Consider the following 19,806-nt stretch of genomic DNA (forward strand, 5'->3'; position numbering starts at 1 on the left):
AACGCATGGTTGCTCTCAATCGCTTCCGGGCCACCGGCCCATCCTTTGCTGATCTCGTCCCCTATGCCGGCCTCGTCGACAATGGCGTGCTTCTGTTGAAAGACGGAAGCCTGATGGCCGGCTGGTATTTTGCCGGGCCGGACTCGGAAAGCGCCACCGATGTTGAGCGCAACGAACTGTCGCGGCAGATCAATACGATCCTGTCGCGGCTCGGGAGCGGCTGGATGATCCAGGTCGAAGCCGTTCGCATCCCGACATTCGACTATCCGTCTGACGATCGCTGCCACTTTCCCGATGCGGTCACGCGCGCGATCGACGCCGAGCGACGGTCGCATTTTGCGCGCGAGCAGGGGCATTTCGAGAGCAAGCACGCGCTCGTCCTCTCCTATCGGCCACTGGAGTCCAAAAAGACCGCGCTCAGCAAGTACATTTATTCGGATGAGGAAAGCCGCAAGAAGACCTATGCCGACACGGTCCTCTTCATCTTCAAGAACGCCGTCCGCGAGATCGAGCAGTATTTTGCCAACACCCTTTCGATCCGGCGGATGGAGACACGCGAGGTTACCGAAAGGGGAGGGGACCGGCTCGCACGCTATGACGAGCTGCTGCAATTCGTTCGCTTCTGCATCACCGGCGAAAACCATCCGATCAGATTGCCGGATGCTCCAATGTATCTCGACTGGATTGCGACGGCGGAGCTCGAACATGGTCTGACGCCAAAGGTCGAGAATCGTTTTCTCGCGGTTGTAGCGATCGACGGTCTGCCGGCCGAGAGCTGGCCGGGGATTCTCAACAGCCTGGACCTGATGCCGCTCACCTATCGCTGGTCATCGCGCTTCATCTTCCTCGACGCGGAAGAGGCACGGCAGAAACTCGAACGCACCCGCAAAAAATGGCAGCAGAAGGTCCGGCCGTTCTTCGATCAGCTCTTCCAGACGCAAAGCCGGTCGGTCGACCAGGACGCCATGACGATGGTCGCCGAGACCGAAGACGCGATCGCGCAAGCATCGTCGCAACTTGTCGCCTACGGCTATTACACGCCCGTCATCGTTCTCTTTGATCACGATCGCGAAGCGCTGCAGGAGAAGGCTGAAGCGATCCGCCGGCTGATACAGGCCGAAGGATTCGGCGCAAGGATCGAGACACTCAACGCCACCGACGCCTATCTCGGCAGCCTGCCCGGCAACTGGTACTGCAATATCCGCGAGCCGCTGATCAACACCAGCAATCTCGCCGATCTGGTCCCGCTCAACTCGGTCTGGTCGGGCAACCCGATCGCGCCATGCCCATTCTATCCGCCGAACTCGCCACCCCTCATGCAGGTGGCGAGTGGCTCGACGCCGTTCCGGCTGAACCTCCATGTCGATGACGTCGGTCACACGCTGATTTTCGGGCCAACTGGCTCCGGTAAATCCACACTTCTTGCTCTGATCGCAGCACAGTTCCGGCGCTACGAAGGCGCTCAGATCTTCGCCTTCGATAAGGGAAGTTCGCTCCTGCCACTGACGCTCGCCGCCGGCGGCGATCACTATGAGGTTGGTGGAGACCATAACGAAGAGGGGAGAGCGCTTGCCTTCTGCCCGCTATCGGACCTCGCGAGCGATGCTGATCGCGCTTGGGCAACCGAATGGATCGAAATGCTGGTCGCCCTGCAGGGCGTTGCTATCACCCCAGATCATCGCAACGCGATCTCGCGGCAGATAGGATTGATGGCCAGCGCAGCCGGACGGTCCCTGTCGGACTTCGTCAGCGGCGTCCAGATGCGCGAGATCAAGGACGCGCTTCATCACTACACGGTCGACGGCCCGATGGGCCAGCTTCTCGACGCGGAACAGGACGGCCTTTCCCTCGGCGCATTCCAGACCTTCGAGATCGAGCACCTTATGAACATGGGCGAGCGCAATCTTGTGCCCGTGCTGACCTATCTCTTTCGGCGGATCGAGAAGCGTCTCGACGGCTCCCCGAGCCTGATCGTCCTGGATGAGGCCTGGCTGATGCTCGGCCATCCGGTGTTTCGCAGCAAGATTCGCGAGTGGCTCAAGGTGCTGCGCAAGGCCAACTGCGCCGTCGTGCTCGCGACGCAATCCATCTCAGATGCCGAGCGATCCGGAATCATCGACGTGCTGAAAGAATCATGCCCGACGAAAATCTGCCTGCCGAACGGCGCCGCAAGGGAACCTGGGACGCGCGAATTCTACGAACGGATCGGCTTCAATGAGCGACAGATCGAGATCGTTTCGAACGCGATCCCCAAGCGCGAATATTACGTGGTCACCCCTGAAGGCCGACGGTTGTTCGACATGGCGCTCGGCCCCGTAGCGCTCAGTTTCGTTGGTGCATCCGGCAAGGAAGACCTGAAGCGCATCCGCACGCTCAATTCCGAACACGGCCGCGATTGGCCAATCCACTGGCTTCAAATGAGAGGAATCCACGATGCCGCATCGCTGCTCAACTTCGGATAAATTGCTCGCCAGCTTGGCGGCGGTCGTATTGACAATTGGCATTGTGAAGCCCGCTGAGGCTGGCACCGCCACTGGTGCTGCGACCGAATGGACGCAGGTCCTCAATAATGGAGAACTCGTATCCCTCGTTGGCCAATCCGGCGAGCAAATCCAGAACCAACTCACCCAGATCAGGCAACTCACGCAACAGATCGAAACACAGCTCAATATCTACCAGAACCTACTGCAGAACACGGCGACCCTTCCGTCGCATATGTGGGGGCAGGTCGAAAGCAACCTCAATCAGTTGCGCAGCATCATCGACCAGGGCCAGAGCATTTCATTTTCGATGGGAAATGCCGATGATGTGCTGCAGCAGCGCTTCCAGAGCTATTCAAGCCTCAGGACCAACCTGCCGAACGCCGAAAGCTTTTCCTCCAGCTACCAGACGTGGTCCGATACCAACCGGGACACAATCGCCAGCACACTGAAGGCGGCGAGCCTGACGGCCGACCAGTTCGATAGCGAGGAAGGCACGATGTCCTCACTTCGGTCGATGTCCGAGACGGCCGATGGGCAGATGAAGGCCCTCCAGGTTGGGCACGAGATCGCCGCACAGCAGGTCGCGCAGATGCAGAAACTGCGCGGTCTCGTCTCCCAGCAAATGACGATGATGGGGACCTGGCTTCAGGCCGAACAAACCGACAAGGACCTGGCCCAGGCCCGGCGGGAGAAATTCTTCAACGCCGAGGTCAAGAGCATTCCGGAAGGTCAGAAGATGGAGCCCCGCTGGTGAACCGCGCCGTCGTCATTGCCCTCGTTGTGGTTGTTGCCGCCGTTTCAACTGCGGCGACGGTGCTGATCGTCAAATCCAGGGACACCACGAAACCCCCGCTCACTGAGGAACAACGCCCCGTCAGGGAGAAATTCTTCGGCTCGAACAAAGAGCTGCCGCCGATCAAGGATGGCCAGGAGATGCGTCCAAGATGGTGAAATCTAAACTTGAACTGTCATTCCTCATCGCGGGTCTCCTGTGCCTCGTCTTGGCAGCTCCCGCCTTCGCACAACAGGGACAAGTCCTGACCGAACTGGAAAATCAGGTCTCGACCGCCGCCAAGGGGTGGGAAACCACCATTATGGATGCGGCGAAATCTCTCTTCTGGATCCTGGCGACCATCGAGGTAGGGATTGCCGCCGTCTGGCTGGCGCTGCAGGCCGCGTCGCTCGACAGCTGGTTCGCGGAGCTTGTGCGGCGGATCATGTTCATTGGCTTTTTCGCCTTCGTGCTCACCCAAGGGCCGACCTTTGCCCGAGCGGTCGTCGACAGCCTCTTTCAGATTGGAGCGGGCGGCGGATCGGCGTCGCCTGCCGAAGTGTTCGACGCTGGTATCCGGGTTGCCTCGCAAATGTCGCAGCAAGCGCAATTCGGCGTGTTCGAGGACAATGCGCTGGCGATTGCGGCCGTGTTGGCGATGGGTGTCGTCGTCATCTGCTTCTCGCTGGTCGCAGCAATTTTCGTGTCGGTCATGGTCGAGATGTATGTCGGCCTGCTCGCCGGCATGATCATGCTCGGGCTGGGCGGCTCATCCTACACCAAGGACTTTGCTGTCCGTTATCTCGTCTACGCCTTCGGCGTCGGCATGAAACTGATGGCATTGGTGATGATTGCAAAGATTGGATCCGAGGTCCTGCTGGGTCTTGCGAATGCGCCAACTGCCTCCTCTGACCAGTTCGTCACGACGTTGGCGATCGCCGGCATTTCCGTCGTGGTTTTTATCATTGCCATGTATGTGCCGAACATCATTCAAGGAGTCGTCCAGGGCGCCTCCGTATCGGGCGGGATGGAAGCCATCCGTCACGGCGGCCAGGCCGCGTCCTTCGCCACAGGCGCGGGTTTCCTTGCAGCCGGTGCGGCGGGCGCGGGGTTCGCGGCAGCTCAAAGCGCCCGGGCGGCGGGGTCGTCGGTCGCCGGCGCCATGCTCCGCGGAATTGGCGCGGGTATCGGTTCTGCCGGGCAAGCGGCAGGCTCGGCCGCAAAGGAAAAGGCCATCGGCTCTCCCGGCGCCTATGCGGGATCGATCCTTGGCCTCGCCAACGCCAAGCTGGACCAGAGTCGCACTGGGCAAACCGGGCCAAAACCACCTCCCGAGCGCAAAGACTAACAGCAATGAGAAAGTGATCAATCGATGGCAGCGAACCGCGCCCCTGAAAACCCGTACCTCGCCGCACGCCAGGAATGGAATGAACGATACGGCTCTTACGTAAAGGCCGCCGACGCATGGCGCATTGTCGGCATCCTCGGTCTGACAATGGCGGTCATCGGCTTTAGCTATTCGATGTACCTGAGCACTCAGGTCAAATTGGTGCCTTACATCGTCCAGGTCGACAAGCTTGGAACCTCGGTGACGTCAGGGTTCCCCGAACAGATCGAATATGCCGATGTCAGGGTGGTGCGCGCCACGCTCGGCAACTTCGTCACCAGCTTCCGTTCGATTACGCCGGATGCCGTGGTGCAGAAACAATATATCGATCGGACCTATGCGCTGCTTCGGACCTCCGATCCGTCGACGCAGAAGATCAATGACTGGTTCCGGAGCAACTCACCGTTCGAGAAAGCGAAGTCGTCGACCGTTGCCATCGAGGTCAACAACATCGTGGCTCTCTCGAACCAGACCTATCAGATCGACTGGACCGAATACGAACGCGACCGGAAGGGCAAGGAAATCGGCACGCGCCGGTTCCGCGGCATCGCGACGGTCACGCTCACCGCACCGCAGGATGAGGCCACCATCCGCCTCAATCCGATCGGTCTCTATGTCCGGGATTTCGACTGGACAGCGCAGCTTTAAGGGCAGGGAATTTCTCAATGCACAGAACAGGATTGATCGCAGCCGCCGGCTGCCTGGCCACACTCGTCGTTGCGAGCGGCGCTGAGGCGCAAAGCATGACAAACAACGAGATGAAGGGCACCAACATTTCGAGGAAGTGGCGTGGCACGCCTGGCCTGGTGACGACCGGTCCGGATGGGAAAGTCATTTTCCTGTTTGGCGAAACACAGCCGTCCGTCGTCTGCTCGCCTTTGCAGGTCTGCGATATCGAATTGCAAGGCGGCGAGATCGTCCGCGATGTGCTTGTCGGTGACACGGTACGTTGGAAGGTGGAACCGGCGACCTCGGGCGCCACCGGCGGGCAGGCGATCCACCTGATTGTCAAGCCGTCGGAACCAGGTCTCATCACTTCGATGGTGGTCACCACGTCGCGCCGCACCTATCACATCCAGCTAAAATCCCATCCGAGCCAATACATGGCCCGCGTCGGCTTCGAATATCCGGAGGACGTCTCGACCAAGCTCGCCGACATCAATTCCCGGCTGGAGACCGGCGGCATTCCCGGCACGGCGCCCGACAAACTGAATTTCTCCTACTCGGTGAGTGGCTCGGCGCCCTGGAAGCCGAAGCGGGTCTATTCGGATGGTGTGAAAACCTACATTCAATTCTCGAAAACGGTCTCGAGCCAGGATGCACCGGTGCTGTTCGTCGTCTCCGGCGGACAGAACCGTATCGTCAACTACCGAATGAAGAACGACATGATGATCGTCGACTATGCGGTCGACAAGGCGATCCTTGTCTCGGGCGTCGGCTGGCGCCAGCAGAAAATCACCATCCGGCGGGGAGGCTGAACCATGCGCAAGCTTCTCGCCGTCATCATCACCGCCACGCTGCTTTCAGGCTGCCAGACGGCCGAGGACGGATTGACCACCAGTTCCACCCCCGTCGCCGTCACCGGCCCCGCCGCAAGCGCCATCGCCGGCGACATGGCGAGCCGGCTCGCCGAGCAGATCGGTCCAGCAGGCACGACGACGCTCAAAATGGAAAAGGACTCGTCCGACTTCGCAGCGGCACTCGAGGCTGCGCTAAGGGGCTGGGGCTATACGGTCATCACCGACGGCAAGGTTGGAAAAGATGTCAAACCGGTCGAACTCGCCTATTCGATCGATGGCGCCGACGGTCAGGTGCTCGCACGGCTCTCGACCCCGTCCGTCGCGCTTGGGCGGGCCTACACCGCATCGGCGGCCGGTGCCACGCCGGCAAGCCCGCTTTCCATCATGCAGCGGAATTGAGGGGAGGCGAGTATGGTCCAATCGCTCCAGCTCGGCGCCTCCAATCAGGCCGACGAGCAGAAAGGCATGCGCCGTCTCAATCGGCTGCCGATCATCATCGCCATCGTCATCATCGCGCTGTTCGTCGGCGTGGTCGTGATCGGACTGTCGTGGCGCGGCCTGCCGTTCAATCGCAGCAACGATATCGACAGCGCCTCGAATGCTCCCGCGACCAATTTCGGAGACCAACTCAAGCGCGGCGTCACTGACGGCATTATCGGCGAACCGGTTGAGCGCGAGGCATTCCAGCCAACGCCCGCCGTCGAACAGAAGGTCGAAAAGGAAACACCTGTCGTCGACCGCCGGCCCACGGAAAGGCAAGAACGGCGGCCGAGGCTCGAATCCGAAGAGGAATGGAAAGCCCGCCTGAAGCGGGAGCAGGACGAACAATATATCCGCGAGGCCCAGCGCCAGCGGATGGCCCGGCTGCAGGCGCGGGCAACGGCTTTGGACTCGCCATTGAAGGTCGATATTTCCGATGTCGAGAAGGCCGCCAACAACTCCACGGACACTGGCCGGCAGACGACGGCTGCGACGGCCAACAATGCCTCTGACCTCTACGCCGCTGCCATGAAATCCGGGCTCATGGGCCAGAACGTCGATCCGAATACCCAAACCTCGAAGGAGGATTTTTTCAATCAGGACATCAAGGATCTCGGCTATCTGCCGAACCAAGTGGTGCCGCAGATGTCGCCCTTTGAACTGAAGCGTGGCTCGGTCATTCCCGCCACCTTGATCACCGGCCTTAACTCCGACCTGCCGGGGCGCATCAGCGCACAGGTCAGCCAGAACGTCTATGACAGCGCCACCGGCTATCGGCTCCTCATCCCGCAGGGGGCCAAGCTCTTTGGTCGTTACGATTCCAAGGTGTCGTTTGGCCAGGAGCGCGTCCTCGTCGTCTGGACCGACCTCATCTTTCCGAATGGATCGACCCTGCAGATCGGCGGCATGGCCGGCACGGATGCCGAAGGATATGGCGGCTTCAAGGACAAGGTCGATCGGCATCTCTGGCGCACCTGGAGCTCGGCAGCTCTTGTCGCGCTGATCGGAACCGGGATCGACATGTCGATGCCGGAGAGTTCGACGCTTGCGACGCAGGACACGGCGTCCGATGCAGCCAGACGGAATTTTGCCGAAAGCTTCGGTCGAGTCGCAGAGCAGACGATCTCGAAGAACCTGAATGTGCAGCCGACGATCCAGATCAGGCCCGGCTATAAATTTAACGTGCTCGTCGACCAGGACATCATTTTTCCGTCTGCTTACCGCAAGAACTAAAGGAAACGCCAAGCCCGCAGGAGGTGCAAATCTGCGAGTTGCGCTGGCTGTAGAAATGGTGCCGGATGGTCCTGTTCAACGCACGAAAGGATAGGCGATGACAGTAATGGATTTTGGCGATTTGCCGGATGACGACCCGGACCTTCTCGAAAACACCGCTTTGCCGAAGCAGTTTATCTCGCGCCTTCGAAAGGCGTTTTTCACCCGGCTTTCGGATTTCGACGACATGGACGATATCCAGATGCTACGCGAGCCGGGAATTAACTGGCGTATCATCAAAGCCGTCAGATCCGAGCGGGCGCGTATTGATGCCAAGTGATCTTGTCGCTTGAAAAGCGCTGGCAGTTCTAGGATTTGGGGCGTGTGCAAACGGGCCGGTGCCTTATATCGCGTTCTCTTCAGTAAATAGCACTCGCGTCAGAACACGGTTTCCATGGCGAACGGTTCCTTCGCCCGAAAAAACTTTTCTTGATTTGTCATCTTTTTGAGGCAGGGAGCCTTGAAAGCTCCCCCTTTATGGGTAGTGCTAACGTACACGGCAAGAGGGACTGCTTTGCATCAACCAAGCACCGCCGGTTGCGGAGCTATCGTCAGTTGGCGATTAGCAGGTCCGCCTTTTGCCAAACGACGATGCCCATCATCCAGCGTCTCGGCTGGCAAATAAAGGACCGCGTTACGGGTCAAAACATAGGAGAAGCGTTCGTGGACGGAGAATTTCGCTCGCTCGTTGATATGCTGGAAGTCGCGCAAGACGAGGCCATGGTCAAGGGAGCCCTCAGGCAGTTCACGCGTTCCTGCGGATACGAACGGTTTGCCTATCTCGAAAAAGAAGGCGCCCAGATCAGGACATTCAACTCCTATCCCAAACCATGGGAGGGTCTTTACCTCTCGGCTGACTATTCCAGCATCGATCCCGTGGTGACGGAAGCGAAGCGCAAACGGGACGTTTTCTTCTGGACCGCGGAGGATTGGCCGGCCCGCGGTTCCTCACCGCTCAGAAAGTTTCGCGACGAGGCGATCGGCCACGGGATCCGCTGCGGCATGACGGTCCCTGTGGAAGGTGGTTACGGTGCGTCGATGATGCTGACCTTTGCATCCTCCGAAAGAGAAGTGGACGTCCCGGCCGCGTTCGACTCGAGGAGAGCAGTCCAATTGGTGATGATGGTTCATTATCGATTGAAGATGATTGCTGCCAAAACCGCCATCAATCCAAAGCAGGTGCTGTCGCCACGCGAGATGTTGTGCTTGACGTGGGCGATGAAAGGAAAAAACACACTCGAAACTGCCGCTGTGACCGGCATCAATTCGAGGACCGTGCAGCACTACCTTGATAAAGCCCGTGCCAAACTGGGCGCTGAATCGGTGCCGCAGCTTGTGGGAATCGCGAAAGATCGCGGGTTGCTAAGCTCTAATTAGCGTTGTCCAATGGGACGTCGGGGATGTAGCCAAGCGCGTCGATGATCTGCGACAGCTCTTCCTGCTGCGCTTCGGATTTCTTCTGACGGGCAATGTATTCGGCCTGCAGGTTTGCCAGGACGTCGCTCGAAGACGAAGGATCGCCGCTCGCGCGAGTCCATTCCTCGTAGACAGCCTCATCCGCGGCGAGCAGCCGGCGGTGTTCGTGTATTGCCGACACCGCCAATTCCTCCAACGCTTCCTTCGGCATCGAACAGAACCGCGGATCCCGCTCGCTCTTGTCGGTCTCCGGGGACTTCGCATCGTTCATTCGTTTTTCCTCGAAACTCATTCCTTCACCACTTGAAAACGATGCTTTGGTCCCGCACTGTGCGGCCGCGCTACAGACTATCATACGACCAACATTGCAAAAGTCCGTCGAAGATCGATCACCGCCCAATATCACAAGTCATGTCGAATCGGAACTATAGTTCCTAGAACAATAATTCCGATTCAGGTTCCGCTCACGTCATGGATCTCAACGAGGTCATGGCGATCAATTTGCGTCGAATACGTCATGGCAAGAAACTGACGCAGGAGGAACTGGCACACCGCACAGGCCTGAGCGCACGCCATATCGGCGCCATCGAGCGCGCCGAGATGTCGGCTACCCTCACGGTCCTCGGCCAGATTTCAGAAGCGCTGGGCGTCGAACCCGCCGAGCTTGTGACCAAATCGAACTGATCTGCAAATCGCGCCCGTGGTCGACTGGATTTTAGGGTTCGGAGGCGGTTTCCGCTCCGAAGCCGATGTGCATCGATCGATTGGGACAGCTCGACCACTGAGATTGAGCATGGGTCAAGGCTTTACACGAGCGGCGGGCCGCATTATATATTCTCCACAAGGAGAATGATTATGGCCAGCACATCACACGCCTACACACCCGCCGAGGCGGCGGCTGTCAGCGAGATCGCTGTGAAGTCGGTGCACAATGCGATCGACAAGCGCATCATCGAGACTCATCTCGTTGGTAGCAGGGGTCGAGCACTCACCGATGAGGATCTGCTTCGGTTGAAGCTCTGGTACGGCGTCGGATCGATCTTGTCTGCCGAGCGCCGCAAGCGCCTATTCGATACGATCGACCAGAACCCCGATGCCGAAACTGTTAGGGCAGACGATTATCTCATTATCGACGTTGCGCGAGCACGAGAACAACTGGCCGCGCGGGCCGAGGCGCTTCGAGAAGCCGAACGACTGATTGAAAGCGTGAAAGGCGTCGTGGGCGGCGAGCCGGTTTTCAAGCGAACCCGTGTTCCCGTGCGAACGATTGCCGCGATGAAGACCCAAGGCGCAAGTACAGCGGAAATCGTTGAGGGCTATCCTTCGCTCACCGAGCGCATGGTGGAACTTGCCGAGATCTGGGTTGCGGCCCATCCCGCCAGAGGACGTCCGAGGAAGCTTTCGGAGCAGGGCCTGAAGGTGAAATCCGTGAAGCGCCTGATCCTTCGGAACGAGAACGTCCCTAAAACGTCTGGCTCGACCTCGTGAAGTTTCTTATCGATGAATGCCTTCACACGTCTCTCGTGGCCGTGGCTCAAGAGCACGGCCACGATTGTTTCCATGTAAATTGGCTGGGACTGAGCGGCGAGACCGATTGGAACCTAATGCCTCGGATTATCGAGGAAGATTTCACCTTCGTGACGAACAACGCCCGCGACTTCCGGAAGCTCTATGCCAAGGAAGAGCTGCATGCGGGTCTGGTGATTATCGTCCCGCAGGTGCTGCCTGTGCTGCAACGAGAATTGTTTGCCCTCATATTGCAGGATCTGGCAGGCGCGCAGGATATGGTCAACGCAGTCATCGAAGTGACCCTCGACGGAGAGGAAGCGGTTCTCACGCGCTATTCGCTTCCGGAAGTATAGTCACCTTCCAAGGAAATCATTTTCCTCCGATCCTCGACAGGTCGATCCGCATCTCAGCTGACCCAACGTTCTCGCTTTTCTCGGCGCCTTCAGTGCTTGTATCCGCAGGAGGTATGTCGCTGCTCGCCTCGGCCTCCTCTGGAGGCAATACATTGTCTATCGTCACGCTTTTTCTCGGATCCTCCGCCTGGAACACGCTCACGCCTTCGAACTCGCCGGTCTTCCAGGCGTAGACAGCGTCCTCGAAGATCTGAGGGAAGACGTCATCGCTCTTCGGATTGCCGTACCATTTGGCAACGATCCGCAAGACCTTCGCGAACATCGCCGTTCCCTTGCGAAGGTTTTCGCAAGGATCGACGAGATCAGCCTTTAAGTCGGCCGTATCCTTGACGCCGACACCCGCAGGGAACTGTGTCAAGCCGACGCGGACCACTGCCTGGCCGACATACTGCCGGACGATCGCCATGGCCTCGTCCGGCGTCATCGCCTTCGGGACGAGGATCAATCGGCCACCCGATTTGACCGTGACGGCAAGCGGATCGTTCGAGCCCGCAGCGGTCACGAACTGTTCGACGATTGCCGGCTTCAATGAGGGGTCGGCGCATTGTTGGATCAGGGCAGCGTCGAGCATGAGGTCTCCTCGGGCTTCAGGTGTTGAAGGAAATCAAGAGGGGCTTATCGAACAGACGCGCCCAGGCTTCCGCATTGGCGCGTTGGATGGCGACGATGGATGTCCCCTTGGTCCACCAGCCGTTGCCGACGGCGACAATGACGTCCGGATCGTGGAGCATGGATTGGAGAACGGGCCAGACGATCAGTTGCTCGTAGCAGATCAGCGGTGCGACCCGAGCATCAGCGACCGCCACTACCGGGTCCGCGATGAAATGCGCCCGCGCGCCACCGCTCTGACCCAGCAGGGGACGCCAAGGCTGCCACATCGAGCCCGGGACCGGCATGCGCTCGCGATAAATGACGCGAGCACCGTTACGGGAGAGAGCGACCAGAACATTATCGTATCCGCCCGTATCGACGACCGCAGCGCCGGCAATGACGGTGACGTCAGTGCCTTGCAGCCCATTTACCCAGAGCCGCTCGACGGTCGGCGTCCAGAAGCCCAGGGCGCTCTCGGGGAGGACAATGGTGAGGGCGCCGCCGGATGCTCGATCCTTCACCGTGGCAATCAGATCACGGTGGTGCCTAATGCTGACGTCGCGACCGAGTGAAGCGCCGAATTCGAGATCGACGCCCCGCCACGCTTCCGTTAGCTTCGGCTCGTCCCAGGTTGCGGCGGACCAGATCCAAAAGCCTGCCAGGACAATCGCGACAGCTGGCCACATGCGGGTTACGAGGCCCATGAGGCCGGCTGTCGCGGCAAGGAGCCCCCACCATCCCCATCCCGGAAACAGCACGCCCGCGGCCGTGATCGGATGCGCCCAGCCGGTGATACCGATTGGCGGAATGGCCATGAGCAAGACTGCCGCGAGGTAGCGAAACGGTCGTGTACGTTCGCATCTCGTCCAGAACATTGCGTGGACACCGACAAAGCCCAGCGATGCGCTGAGCCAGAGCAGCAGTCCCGGCCAGAGGTCGGAGGAATAGAAGGTGGCAACGCCCTGCGGCAGACCGCGTGATGCAGCGAGGAAATAACCGGCGGAAACCGCTGCGGCCGCCAGTCGTGACCGCGCAAGCGCCCAGAGGGTTGGAAACGTGCATGCGAGCGGAAGGAAAAGGACGTGACCGCTCCACGCCACCGTTCCGGCGATGATTGAAGCGGCAATCAACAGGACCGGCCGAACGCGCTTACCGCACATAGGTGAGCACCGGTTGCGCCAGGCCGAGGATGCCCGAAACGGGAAGGGGACCGAAGTAGCGGGAGTCGTAGGAGCTACTGTACGGTGAATGGAGGAAGACGCTTTGTGCCGGCACGGCGCCGCCGAAATACGGCACCATCGGCCGACCCTTGCCGTCGCGCTGAGCCAGATCGGAGAAAGGGATCGCATGCCCGTCGATCGTTACGCCCGCACCGATTTCGACATGCTGCCCGGGAACCGCGATGACCGTCTTGATGAGCGGAGCGACCCCGCCCGGGCAGGTTCCGAAGCGGAGATAGCCACGCGCTCTGGCCTCTCGCATGACAGGCGTTTGCGGAGGGCAAATGAAGACGAGATCGCCTGCCGATACCACTCGATTGAGCGCCGAGATGCGCCATATCCCGAGGGGCTCGCTCGGCGTCAGGTTGATGCGGTAGCCGCCGATCTTGGCGGCAGCGGCACTGCCCCCAACGACGGTTGCCGCCACCAACAAAAGCACGACGGCATTCGATCGTCGCGCAGGTCGCATCCGACGTACAGAGACTTGCGCCGTCATTTCAGGGACAGTCCCTGGCTCTTTGTCTGACGCAGGGTTTCCGTCTGTTTCAAAGCCTCCGTCGTGCGCTCATGCGCGGCCAGCTGCTGCGCGGTCCGCATAAAATTCCATGCTGATTGCACTTCGGCCCTCTGTCCGGCCGTCATCCCCGCGGTGACGGTGTTAAACGTCTGTCCGTTGGTGCCTTTTGCGGCAAGAGGCAGGAAGGTCCGCTCGCCGAAACGCTCCGATACAGCTCTCGCAAATCCCTCGAGCTCCGCCTTCACCATTTTGTCGGCAAGCGCATATTCGAGACCGGCCGGCAGGTCGTTGCGGTCGATCGCATCGCGCACACGTTCGAGGGTCTGCTTTGCGTTTGCCGAGAGCGCCGGAATATCGATGGACACCTTCAGACGGACGGCGCGTTCCTCGACCTCATATTTGCGCTCCGCCTCTGCACGCTGGCGCAGATAGCGTTCCAGATTTCGAGCCAGAGCCGGCGCGTTGGTCAGCGCTGTTGCCCGCGCCTGCTTGTCAGTGCCGCTTGCCAGTAGACCGGTCTTGCCTTTCAAGGCGCCGAAGCTTTCCGGTTGATCGCGGATCCTGCCGATGGTGGCATTCGCCACCGCTCCATCCTTCAGCAGTGCGTCGACGTTGATCGCCTTGAACGCGATTCCCGGCTGCGCGTAGACGAGGTGGAAACGGGTCGAAACCTCCTCCCACTGTTTCTTCAAACCGGGATCGGCTGTGACCTTGTCCTCCACCGCCTGGTCGATTGATTTTGCGAAGGTGGTGATGCCGGAAACCATGGGTCTTGCCTTCCTGACAGTGTCATGAATTGGGGATTTCACAGAGTTGATGATGAGCCCGAGCTTGGCGGCGACCGCGGCCAGCCGCGCACCAAGATCGATGAGCTTTTGCTTTTGCCCAACTGTCCATTCCAGCCGATCGCGGAGGAGCGTGCGGGCCACGTTGACGAGATTGAGACCTCGAGCCTCGGCGAAGCGAAGGGCCTGATGGTAGAAGGGACCACCAGCGTAATCGAGGGTCGTTTCCTTGGCGTTCCTGCGCGAGAGGACTGGGATCAAGCCGCCGGCCTTGGCGAAGGATCTTCGGCCGTAATAGACGGCCAGGTCCTCACGATGACGAGTCATGGCGACATAGGTGAGGTGGCGATCAAGAGAAAGAGAACCCAGCACCTTGACCCGATCGACCGTGGCGCCCTGGCTTTTATGGATCGTCGTGGCATAGCCATAATCGAGGTTGTTGTAGAAGCGTTGTTCCACCAGCACCTGGCGCGCAAGCTCGCCATCGCCAACCTGCGCGACGATGCGGCCCGGCCCGGTCTCAACGACCTTGGCCAACATGCCATTCTTGACGCCGAGCGATCCTTCGTTCTTGAGGAACACGATCTGGTCGCCCACGGCAAAATTGCGATCGCCGTCCGCCGTCTTGAACATAGCTCCCTTGTCGAGAACCCCGCGCTCGATGAGTTTGATGCGCGCCATCTGGTTGAGCATGCGAACGTCCCTGCGCAAATGAGCCAGGATCAGCGACGTCTTCGCCGGATCGTAATCGCGGTCCCAGGCGGCGATGAGGTTGTCGACGGCGTCGGCCTTCAGATCCCACCCGATCACCTTGCCATTGGCACGGTAGGCGTCGACTGCCTTGCCGACGTTGCCGCGCGCCAGGTCGAGCGAGGCATCGCGCATCCATTGCTGGCGCTGGCGATAGATGGTTTCGAGTTCCGCATACCCAATGCGATCGGAAATCGCCCGAAACGCGGCGCCTGCTTCGATCGGTTGGAGCTGTTCGGGATCGCCGATGAGAACGAGCTTGGCGCCGGCCTTCGTCACCGCTTCGACGAACAGCGCCATCTGCCGCGACGACACCATGCCGGCCTCGTCCAGAACGAAGACCGTCTTGCTGTCGAGCTGGTTTCTTCCCGCATTCCAGCGAAGCTCCCAGGACGAAAGTGTCCGAGAAGGGATTCCCGCTTCTTTCTCCAGCCCTTCGGCCGCCTTGCCGGCAAGTGCGCCACCGACGACCCGATAGCCGGCCGCCTCCCAGGCTTCGCGTGCCGCCTTCATCATCGTCGTCTTACCGGCGCCGGCGCGGCCGATCACCGAGGCAATCCGCTCGGCTCCCGCGACGTGCTCGATCGCAGTTCTCTGCTCATCCGACAGGCGGTCATGACGGGCAAAAGTCGCGGCGAGCACCGGATCCCGCACGCCATGTGACGACCGTTGCGATAGCCAGACGGCGCGATTGGCCATCTGCGCTTCCAGCCGGATCATTTCCCGCGTCGTGTATTTGGCGGGCAATCTGGAACCAGTGGCAAAGTCGATCCGCTCGCGCTCAAGGCGGAACGTGTCGGGATGCAGGATGATCCGGACCATGAGGCTTTGGAACAGGGCGGGATCGTCGATATAACGATGCAGGATCTTGGCGACATCACGCTCGTCGAAGACGCTCTTCTCACGCGTGATCAGGTCGATGACGAGTTTTGGGCTCCGGTCGATCCGTCTCGCGTTTTCGGCTCTGCGCGCATCCTGCAGTTCGATGCGCTCGAGCTCGACCGGCTTCGTAGCAACATCGGCTTTCCGCTCGATCGCTTTGGTCCCGACGCCAAGGTGGATGGTCGGTTCGAGATCGATCCCCTGCTTTTCGAAGGAGCGGCCGTCGACGCGAAGGTCGAGACCGGCCAGCGCCAGATGCCTGTTCTGGCAGGCAAACCATCCGTCGCGAAACGCGTTGAAATCGTCGATGCCTCCAGCCCAGAGCTCATAGACGATCTTGCCGGCATCGTTGCGGATCGGATTGCCGTCCGGTCCAAGCAGCGCGACCTTCTTGGCGCCGAAACCGTCTTCGGTCAGCGGCCGCAAGGTTGTCATCAGATGAACGTGCGGGTTGCCCGGCGCGTCATGATAGACCCAGTCGGCCACCATGCCGTTCGACGTGATGTGCCGTTCGACGAAATCCCGCACGAGCGCGATATTCTGCTGAGCGCTCAGTTCGATCGGCAGAGCAATGGTGACGTCCTTGGCAAGCTGCGCATCGGAGCGCTTCTCGAAATCTTCGACCTTGTTCCAGAAGGCTTCGGAAGCACCGGCGACCGAACGATCCGCGATCATCGTTCGCAGCCATTCGGGAGCGTCTGCGGGAATAACGAACTCTTCGTGCAGTAATCCGTGCTTGCGAGTGTAGTCGATCGTTCGAGCCTCGCGCTCGTAGTCCATCTTGGCACAGTGCCGATAGGCCGCCGACAGGACCGCGCTGCGGCCGGAGCCACGGGCGACGACGCTGACAGAGAAATGGGGGACGGCCACGGCGAGTTATTTCCCGGTTGCGAACCAAATCAACAGGTTCGTCGGGAGCGGCAGGCCCGGACAGGGCCTAGGCAAGGGCGTCGCGTCAGCGACGTATAATTGCGCCCTTCGGATCCGCTCCTTCGGAACGGCCGGGATCATTCACCAAAGCTTGCGCTTTGGCGATTGTAGGATTCACAGTAGTGCGTTCCGCACTCTCCTCCCTGAAACTGGCCTCGTATGACACGCTTTCTCACCCAAGGGAGACAGACCGAATGAAGAAGCCATCCTCGAAGATCCGCGACGAAATCGCCAAACTCCAGGAGCAGCTCAAGGCTGCCGAGACCCGCGAGGCCGAGCGGATCGGTCGGATTGCCCTCAAGGCTGGACTTGGCGAGATCGAAGTCGACGAGGCCGAGCTGCAGGTAGCCTTCGAGGAACTGGCGAAGCGGTTTCGCGGAGGTGGGGTTCGCACGACCGGAGGGAAGAGGGGGGCTGGCGTCGGCGAAAGCAGTACACCCTCCACGCAGAACGCGGCTGGCACGGCTCCGGGCGGGACTGCTGAGGCTTGAGCGGATGGCGCGCACAACCACATCCGACGCCCGCAAGAAGGACACGCGGGAAAAGATCGAACTTGGCGGCCTGATCGTCAAAGCGGGTCTTCGCCACGAGAAACGCGCGCTTCTGCTGGGCGCCCTGATCGAGCTGAGCCAACGGCTTAAGGCCGACGAGACCGTACGCCCGCGGCTGCTTGCGATCGGAGCGGAGGCCTTCAAGACAGATGGATAGGATCATGCTCTTCATCGTACCTGTCGCGCTGATGTTCCTGCTCACGATCGGATTGACCGGGATCGAACACTGGCTGTCCGGCTTTGGAAAGACGGAGGCTGCTCGGCAGACGCTCGGCCGCGCCGGCATTGCCCTGCCTTATGTCGCCGCGGCGGTCATCGGCAGTGTCTTCCTGTTCGCGAGCGCCGGCGCGATCAGGATCAAGACGGCAGGATGGGGCGTCGTTGCCGGCGGTGTAGCGACAATCGTTGTCGCCATCGTTCGCGAGGCAATCAGGCTGTCGGCATTCGGGAACCAGCTTCCGGCCGGCAAGTCGATCCTTTCCTATGTCGACCCCGCGACGCTGATCGGCGCGGCGGCGGCAGCGATGTCCGCCTGCTTCGCCCTACGTGTCGCGCTCGTCGGCAACGCGGCCTTCGCCAGTGCTGAGCCCAAACGCATACGCGGCAAGCGGGCGCTCCATGGCGAGGCCGACTGGATGAAGATGCAGGAAGCGGCAAACCTGTTTTCGGACGCTGGCGGCATCGTCGTCGGCGAACGATATCGGGTCGACAAGGACAGCGGAGGAACGCGCGCGTTTCGCGCTGACGATCCCGACACATGGGGCATCGGCGGCAAGCCACCGCTCCTGTGCTTCGACGGCTCGTTCGGCTCATCACATGGCATCGTGTTCGCCGGTTCCGGCGGCTTCAAGACGACGTCGGTGACGATCCCGACGGCGCTCAAATGGGGCGGCTCGCTGATCGTCCTCGACCCGTCGAACGAGGTTGCCCCGATGGTGTCAGTGCAACGAGGCAGCGCGAACCGGGATCTATTCGTCCTTGACCCGAAGAAGCCGGAGACCGGCTTCAATGCGCTTGATTGGATCGGGCAGTTCGGCGGCACCAAGGAAGAGGACATCTCATCCGTCGCTTCATGGATCATGAGCGATAGCGGTGGCACGCGCGGCGTTCGCGACGACTTCTTCCGGGCCTCGGCCTTGCAATTGCTGACCGCAATGATCGCTGACGTTTGTCTCTCCGGCCATACGGAGAAAGAGAACCAGACGCTTCGCCAGGTTCGCGCCAATCTCTCCGAGCCGGAGCCGCAGTTGCGCCAACGCCTGCAGGAAATCTACGACAATTCGGATTCGGATTTCGTCAAGGAGAACGTCGCGGCTTTCGTGAACATGACGCCCGAAACCTTCTCCGGCGTCTACGCCAATGCGATCAAGGAAACCCATTGGCTGTCCTATCCGAACTACGCCGCGCTGGTTTCCGGAAAGACGTTTTCGACGGGGGATCTTGCCGAGGGAAACACCGACGTCTTCATCAACATCGATCTCAAGACCTTGGAGACGCATGCGGGCCTCGCGCGCGTCATCATCGGCTCGTTTCTCAACGCGATCTACAATCGTGATGGGGTGATGCCGGGCCGTGCGCTCTTCCTCCTCGATGAGGTGGCGCGGCTTGGCTATATGAGGATCCTGGAAACCGCGCGCGATGCCGGTCGCAAATATGGCATCACGCTCGTCATGATCTACCAGTCGATCGGGCAGATGCGCGAAACCTATGGCGGTCGCGACGCCGCCAGCAAATGGTTCGAGAGCGCGAGCTGGATCTCGTTTGCGGCGATCAACGATCCGGAAACGGCGGACTATATCTCACGCCGTTGCGGCATGACGACAGTAGAGATCGATCAGGTCAGCCGCAGTTCGCAAATGAAGGGATCGTCGCGGACGCGATCGAAACAGTTGGCCGCACGACCGTTGATCCAGCCGCACGAGGTGCTTCGCATGCGCGCCGATGAGCAGATTGTCTTCACGGCCGGCAACGCGCCGCTGCGATGCGGCCGGGCAATCTGGTTCAGGCGCGACGACATGACTGCGTGTGTCGCAACGAACAGGTTTCATACGAGCGGAAAAGTACCGGGCGCGCGGATCGAGCCGGCGGTGAGCGCAGCGAGCAAGGCTGATCCAGAACAATGAAGAGTATCGGAGAAATCAGCGTGAGCGCCGCCCAAAGGGCGGGATTTCGGGAATTCGCGTCGTGCGAGGGCGGGAAACAGCGCAGCCGCAGGAGCCTCAACATAGTGGCCCGAAGGGGAGGCGGGACCGACTGCGCCCCGCATCTCGCACTCCGCCTAAGTCCTTCACCCGTAAACGTCGATGAAACCGAAGCCGAGATATGTTG

At 60.3% G+C, this 19,806-nt stretch carries 21 protein-coding genes; 16 read left to right on the plus strand and 5 right to left on the minus strand.

The window, feature by feature from the left end; all coding sequences use genetic code 11:
• Positions 1-5: 5 nt before the first annotated feature.
• The 10 genes from ACYJRZ_RS26460 to ACYJRZ_RS26505 all read left to right on the plus strand — a co-directional run bounded on the left by ACYJRZ_RS26460 (position 6) and on the right by ACYJRZ_RS26505 (position 9,291).
• The gene (locus tag ACYJRZ_RS26460; RefSeq protein ID WP_459463749.1) at positions 6-2,462 is read left to right on the plus strand and encodes a conjugal transfer protein TrbE; all 2,457 of its coding nucleotides are present in this window, start codon (positions 6-8) and stop codon (positions 2,460-2,462) included.
• Positions 2,434-3,237 (plus strand): P-type conjugative transfer protein TrbJ, encoded by an 804-nt coding sequence (gene trbJ, locus ACYJRZ_RS26465; RefSeq protein WP_459463750.1) that lies wholly within the window; start codon positions 2,434-2,436, stop codon positions 3,235-3,237. The genes ACYJRZ_RS26460 and trbJ overlap by 29 nt, the downstream gene beginning before the upstream one ends.
• On the plus strand, positions 3,234-3,434 hold the full coding sequence (trbK, locus tag ACYJRZ_RS26470) for an entry exclusion protein TrbK (RefSeq protein ID WP_459463751.1): 201 nt from the start codon (positions 3,234-3,236) through the stop codon (positions 3,432-3,434). The genes trbJ and trbK overlap by 4 nt, the downstream gene beginning before the upstream one ends.
• Entirely contained in the window at positions 3,428-4,603 is a 1,176-nt protein-coding gene (gene trbL, locus ACYJRZ_RS26475) for a P-type conjugative transfer protein TrbL (protein WP_459463752.1), read from the plus strand. Before trbK ends, trbL begins: the two co-directional genes overlap by 7 nt.
• Positions 4,604-4,627: 24 nt before the next feature.
• Positions 4,628-5,290 (plus strand): conjugal transfer protein TrbF, encoded by a 663-nt coding sequence (locus ACYJRZ_RS26480; RefSeq protein WP_065653658.1) that lies wholly within the window; start codon positions 4,628-4,630, stop codon positions 5,288-5,290.
• 17 nt (positions 5,291-5,307) lie between these two features.
• Positions 5,308-6,120 (plus strand): P-type conjugative transfer protein TrbG, encoded by an 813-nt coding sequence (gene trbG / locus ACYJRZ_RS26485; RefSeq protein WP_148658731.1) that lies wholly within the window; start codon positions 5,308-5,310, stop codon positions 6,118-6,120.
• 3 nt (positions 6,121-6,123) lie between these two features.
• A complete protein-coding gene (gene trbH, locus ACYJRZ_RS26490) occupies positions 6,124-6,561 on the plus strand; it encodes a conjugal transfer protein TrbH (RefSeq protein WP_113134577.1) in 438 nt (145 codons plus the stop codon).
• A gap of 12 nt (positions 6,562-6,573) precedes the next feature.
• Positions 6,574-7,875 carry an IncP-type conjugal transfer protein TrbI gene (gene trbI, locus ACYJRZ_RS26495; RefSeq protein ID WP_459463753.1) on the plus strand — a complete coding sequence of 434 codons (1,302 nt, stop codon included), beginning with the start codon at positions 6,574-6,576 and terminating at the stop codon, positions 7,873-7,875.
• Positions 7,876-7,972: 97 nt separating this feature from the next.
• Complete coding sequence (locus ACYJRZ_RS26500) at positions 7,973-8,194, plus strand: hypothetical protein (RefSeq protein WP_459463754.1); 222 nt, start codon at positions 7,973-7,975, stop codon at positions 8,192-8,194.
• Positions 8,195-8,577: 383 nt separating this feature from the next.
• Positions 8,578-9,291 (plus strand): autoinducer binding domain-containing protein, encoded by a 714-nt coding sequence (locus ACYJRZ_RS26505; protein WP_459463755.1) that lies wholly within the window; start codon positions 8,578-8,580, stop codon positions 9,289-9,291.
• On the opposite strand, the gene ACYJRZ_RS26510 is transcribed toward ACYJRZ_RS26505, so the two are convergent.
• Positions 9,284-9,601, minus strand: coding sequence for a transcriptional repressor TraM (locus ACYJRZ_RS26510; RefSeq protein ID WP_440854709.1), 318 nt, complete (start codon positions 9,599-9,601; stop codon positions 9,284-9,286). The two genes, ACYJRZ_RS26505 and ACYJRZ_RS26510, sit on opposite strands and share 8 nt — an antisense overlap.
• Before the next feature lie 200 nt (positions 9,602-9,801).
• On the opposite strand from ACYJRZ_RS26510, the gene ACYJRZ_RS26515 reads away from it, so the two are divergent.
• From ACYJRZ_RS26515 to ACYJRZ_RS26525, 3 genes are all read left to right on the plus strand, one after another.
• Positions 9,802-10,014, plus strand: a complete 213-nt coding sequence (locus ACYJRZ_RS26515; RefSeq protein ID WP_440854710.1) for a helix-turn-helix domain-containing protein — start codon at positions 9,802-9,804, stop codon at positions 10,012-10,014.
• Between the two features lie 171 nt (positions 10,015-10,185).
• Positions 10,186-10,818: a DUF433 domain-containing protein gene (locus tag ACYJRZ_RS26520; RefSeq protein ID WP_142913698.1), complete on the plus strand. Its 633-nt coding sequence runs from the start codon at positions 10,186-10,188 to the stop codon at positions 10,816-10,818.
• Complete coding sequence (locus ACYJRZ_RS26525) at positions 10,815-11,192, plus strand: DUF5615 family PIN-like protein (protein ID WP_459463756.1); 378 nt, start codon at positions 10,815-10,817, stop codon at positions 11,190-11,192. The genes ACYJRZ_RS26520 and ACYJRZ_RS26525 overlap by 4 nt, the downstream gene beginning before the upstream one ends.
• Before the next feature lie 16 nt (positions 11,193-11,208).
• On the opposite strand, the gene ACYJRZ_RS26530 is transcribed toward ACYJRZ_RS26525, so the two are convergent.
• Genes ACYJRZ_RS26530 through traA form a run of 4 tightly spaced genes read right to left on the minus strand, consistent with a single transcriptional unit; the run spans position 11,209 to position 16,867 of the window.
• A complete protein-coding gene (locus ACYJRZ_RS26530; protein ID WP_142913696.1) occupies positions 11,209-11,823 on the minus strand; it encodes a TraH family protein in 615 nt (204 codons plus the stop codon).
• 16 nt (positions 11,824-11,839) lie between these two features.
• Complete coding sequence (locus ACYJRZ_RS26535; RefSeq protein ID WP_459463757.1) at positions 11,840-13,003, minus strand: conjugal transfer protein TraB; 1,164 nt, start codon at positions 13,001-13,003, stop codon at positions 11,840-11,842.
• A complete protein-coding gene (gene traF / locus ACYJRZ_RS26540) occupies positions 12,993-13,532 on the minus strand; it encodes a conjugative transfer signal peptidase TraF (protein ID WP_459463783.1) in 540 nt (179 codons plus the stop codon). Before traF ends, ACYJRZ_RS26535 begins: the two co-directional genes overlap by 11 nt.
• A gap of 23 nt (positions 13,533-13,555) precedes the next feature.
• Positions 13,556-16,867 carry a Ti-type conjugative transfer relaxase TraA gene (gene traA / locus ACYJRZ_RS26545; RefSeq protein WP_459463758.1) on the minus strand — a complete coding sequence of 1,104 codons (3,312 nt, stop codon included), beginning with the start codon at positions 16,865-16,867 and terminating at the stop codon, positions 13,556-13,558.
• Positions 16,868-17,121: 254 nt separating this feature from the next.
• Here traA and traC point away from each other — a divergent pair, with 254 nt between their 5' ends.
• The 3 genes from traC to traG are packed head-to-tail and all read left to right on the plus strand — an operon-like array spanning position 17,122 to position 19,601.
• A complete protein-coding gene (traC, locus tag ACYJRZ_RS26550) occupies positions 17,122-17,418 on the plus strand; it encodes a conjugal transfer protein TraC (RefSeq protein WP_459463759.1) in 297 nt (98 codons plus the stop codon).
• A 4-nt stretch (positions 17,419-17,422) separates the two neighbouring features.
• Entirely contained in the window at positions 17,423-17,635 is a 213-nt protein-coding gene (gene traD / locus ACYJRZ_RS26555; protein WP_440853831.1) for a type IV conjugative transfer system coupling protein TraD, read from the plus strand.
• Positions 17,628-19,601 carry a Ti-type conjugative transfer system protein TraG gene (gene traG, locus ACYJRZ_RS26560; protein WP_459463760.1) on the plus strand — a complete coding sequence of 658 codons (1,974 nt, stop codon included), beginning with the start codon at positions 17,628-17,630 and terminating at the stop codon, positions 19,599-19,601. The genes traD and traG overlap by 8 nt, the downstream gene beginning before the upstream one ends.
• The last annotated feature ends 205 nt before the right edge of the window (positions 19,602-19,806 follow it).

This window comes from Rhizobium sp. No.120 (assembly GCF_054558365.1).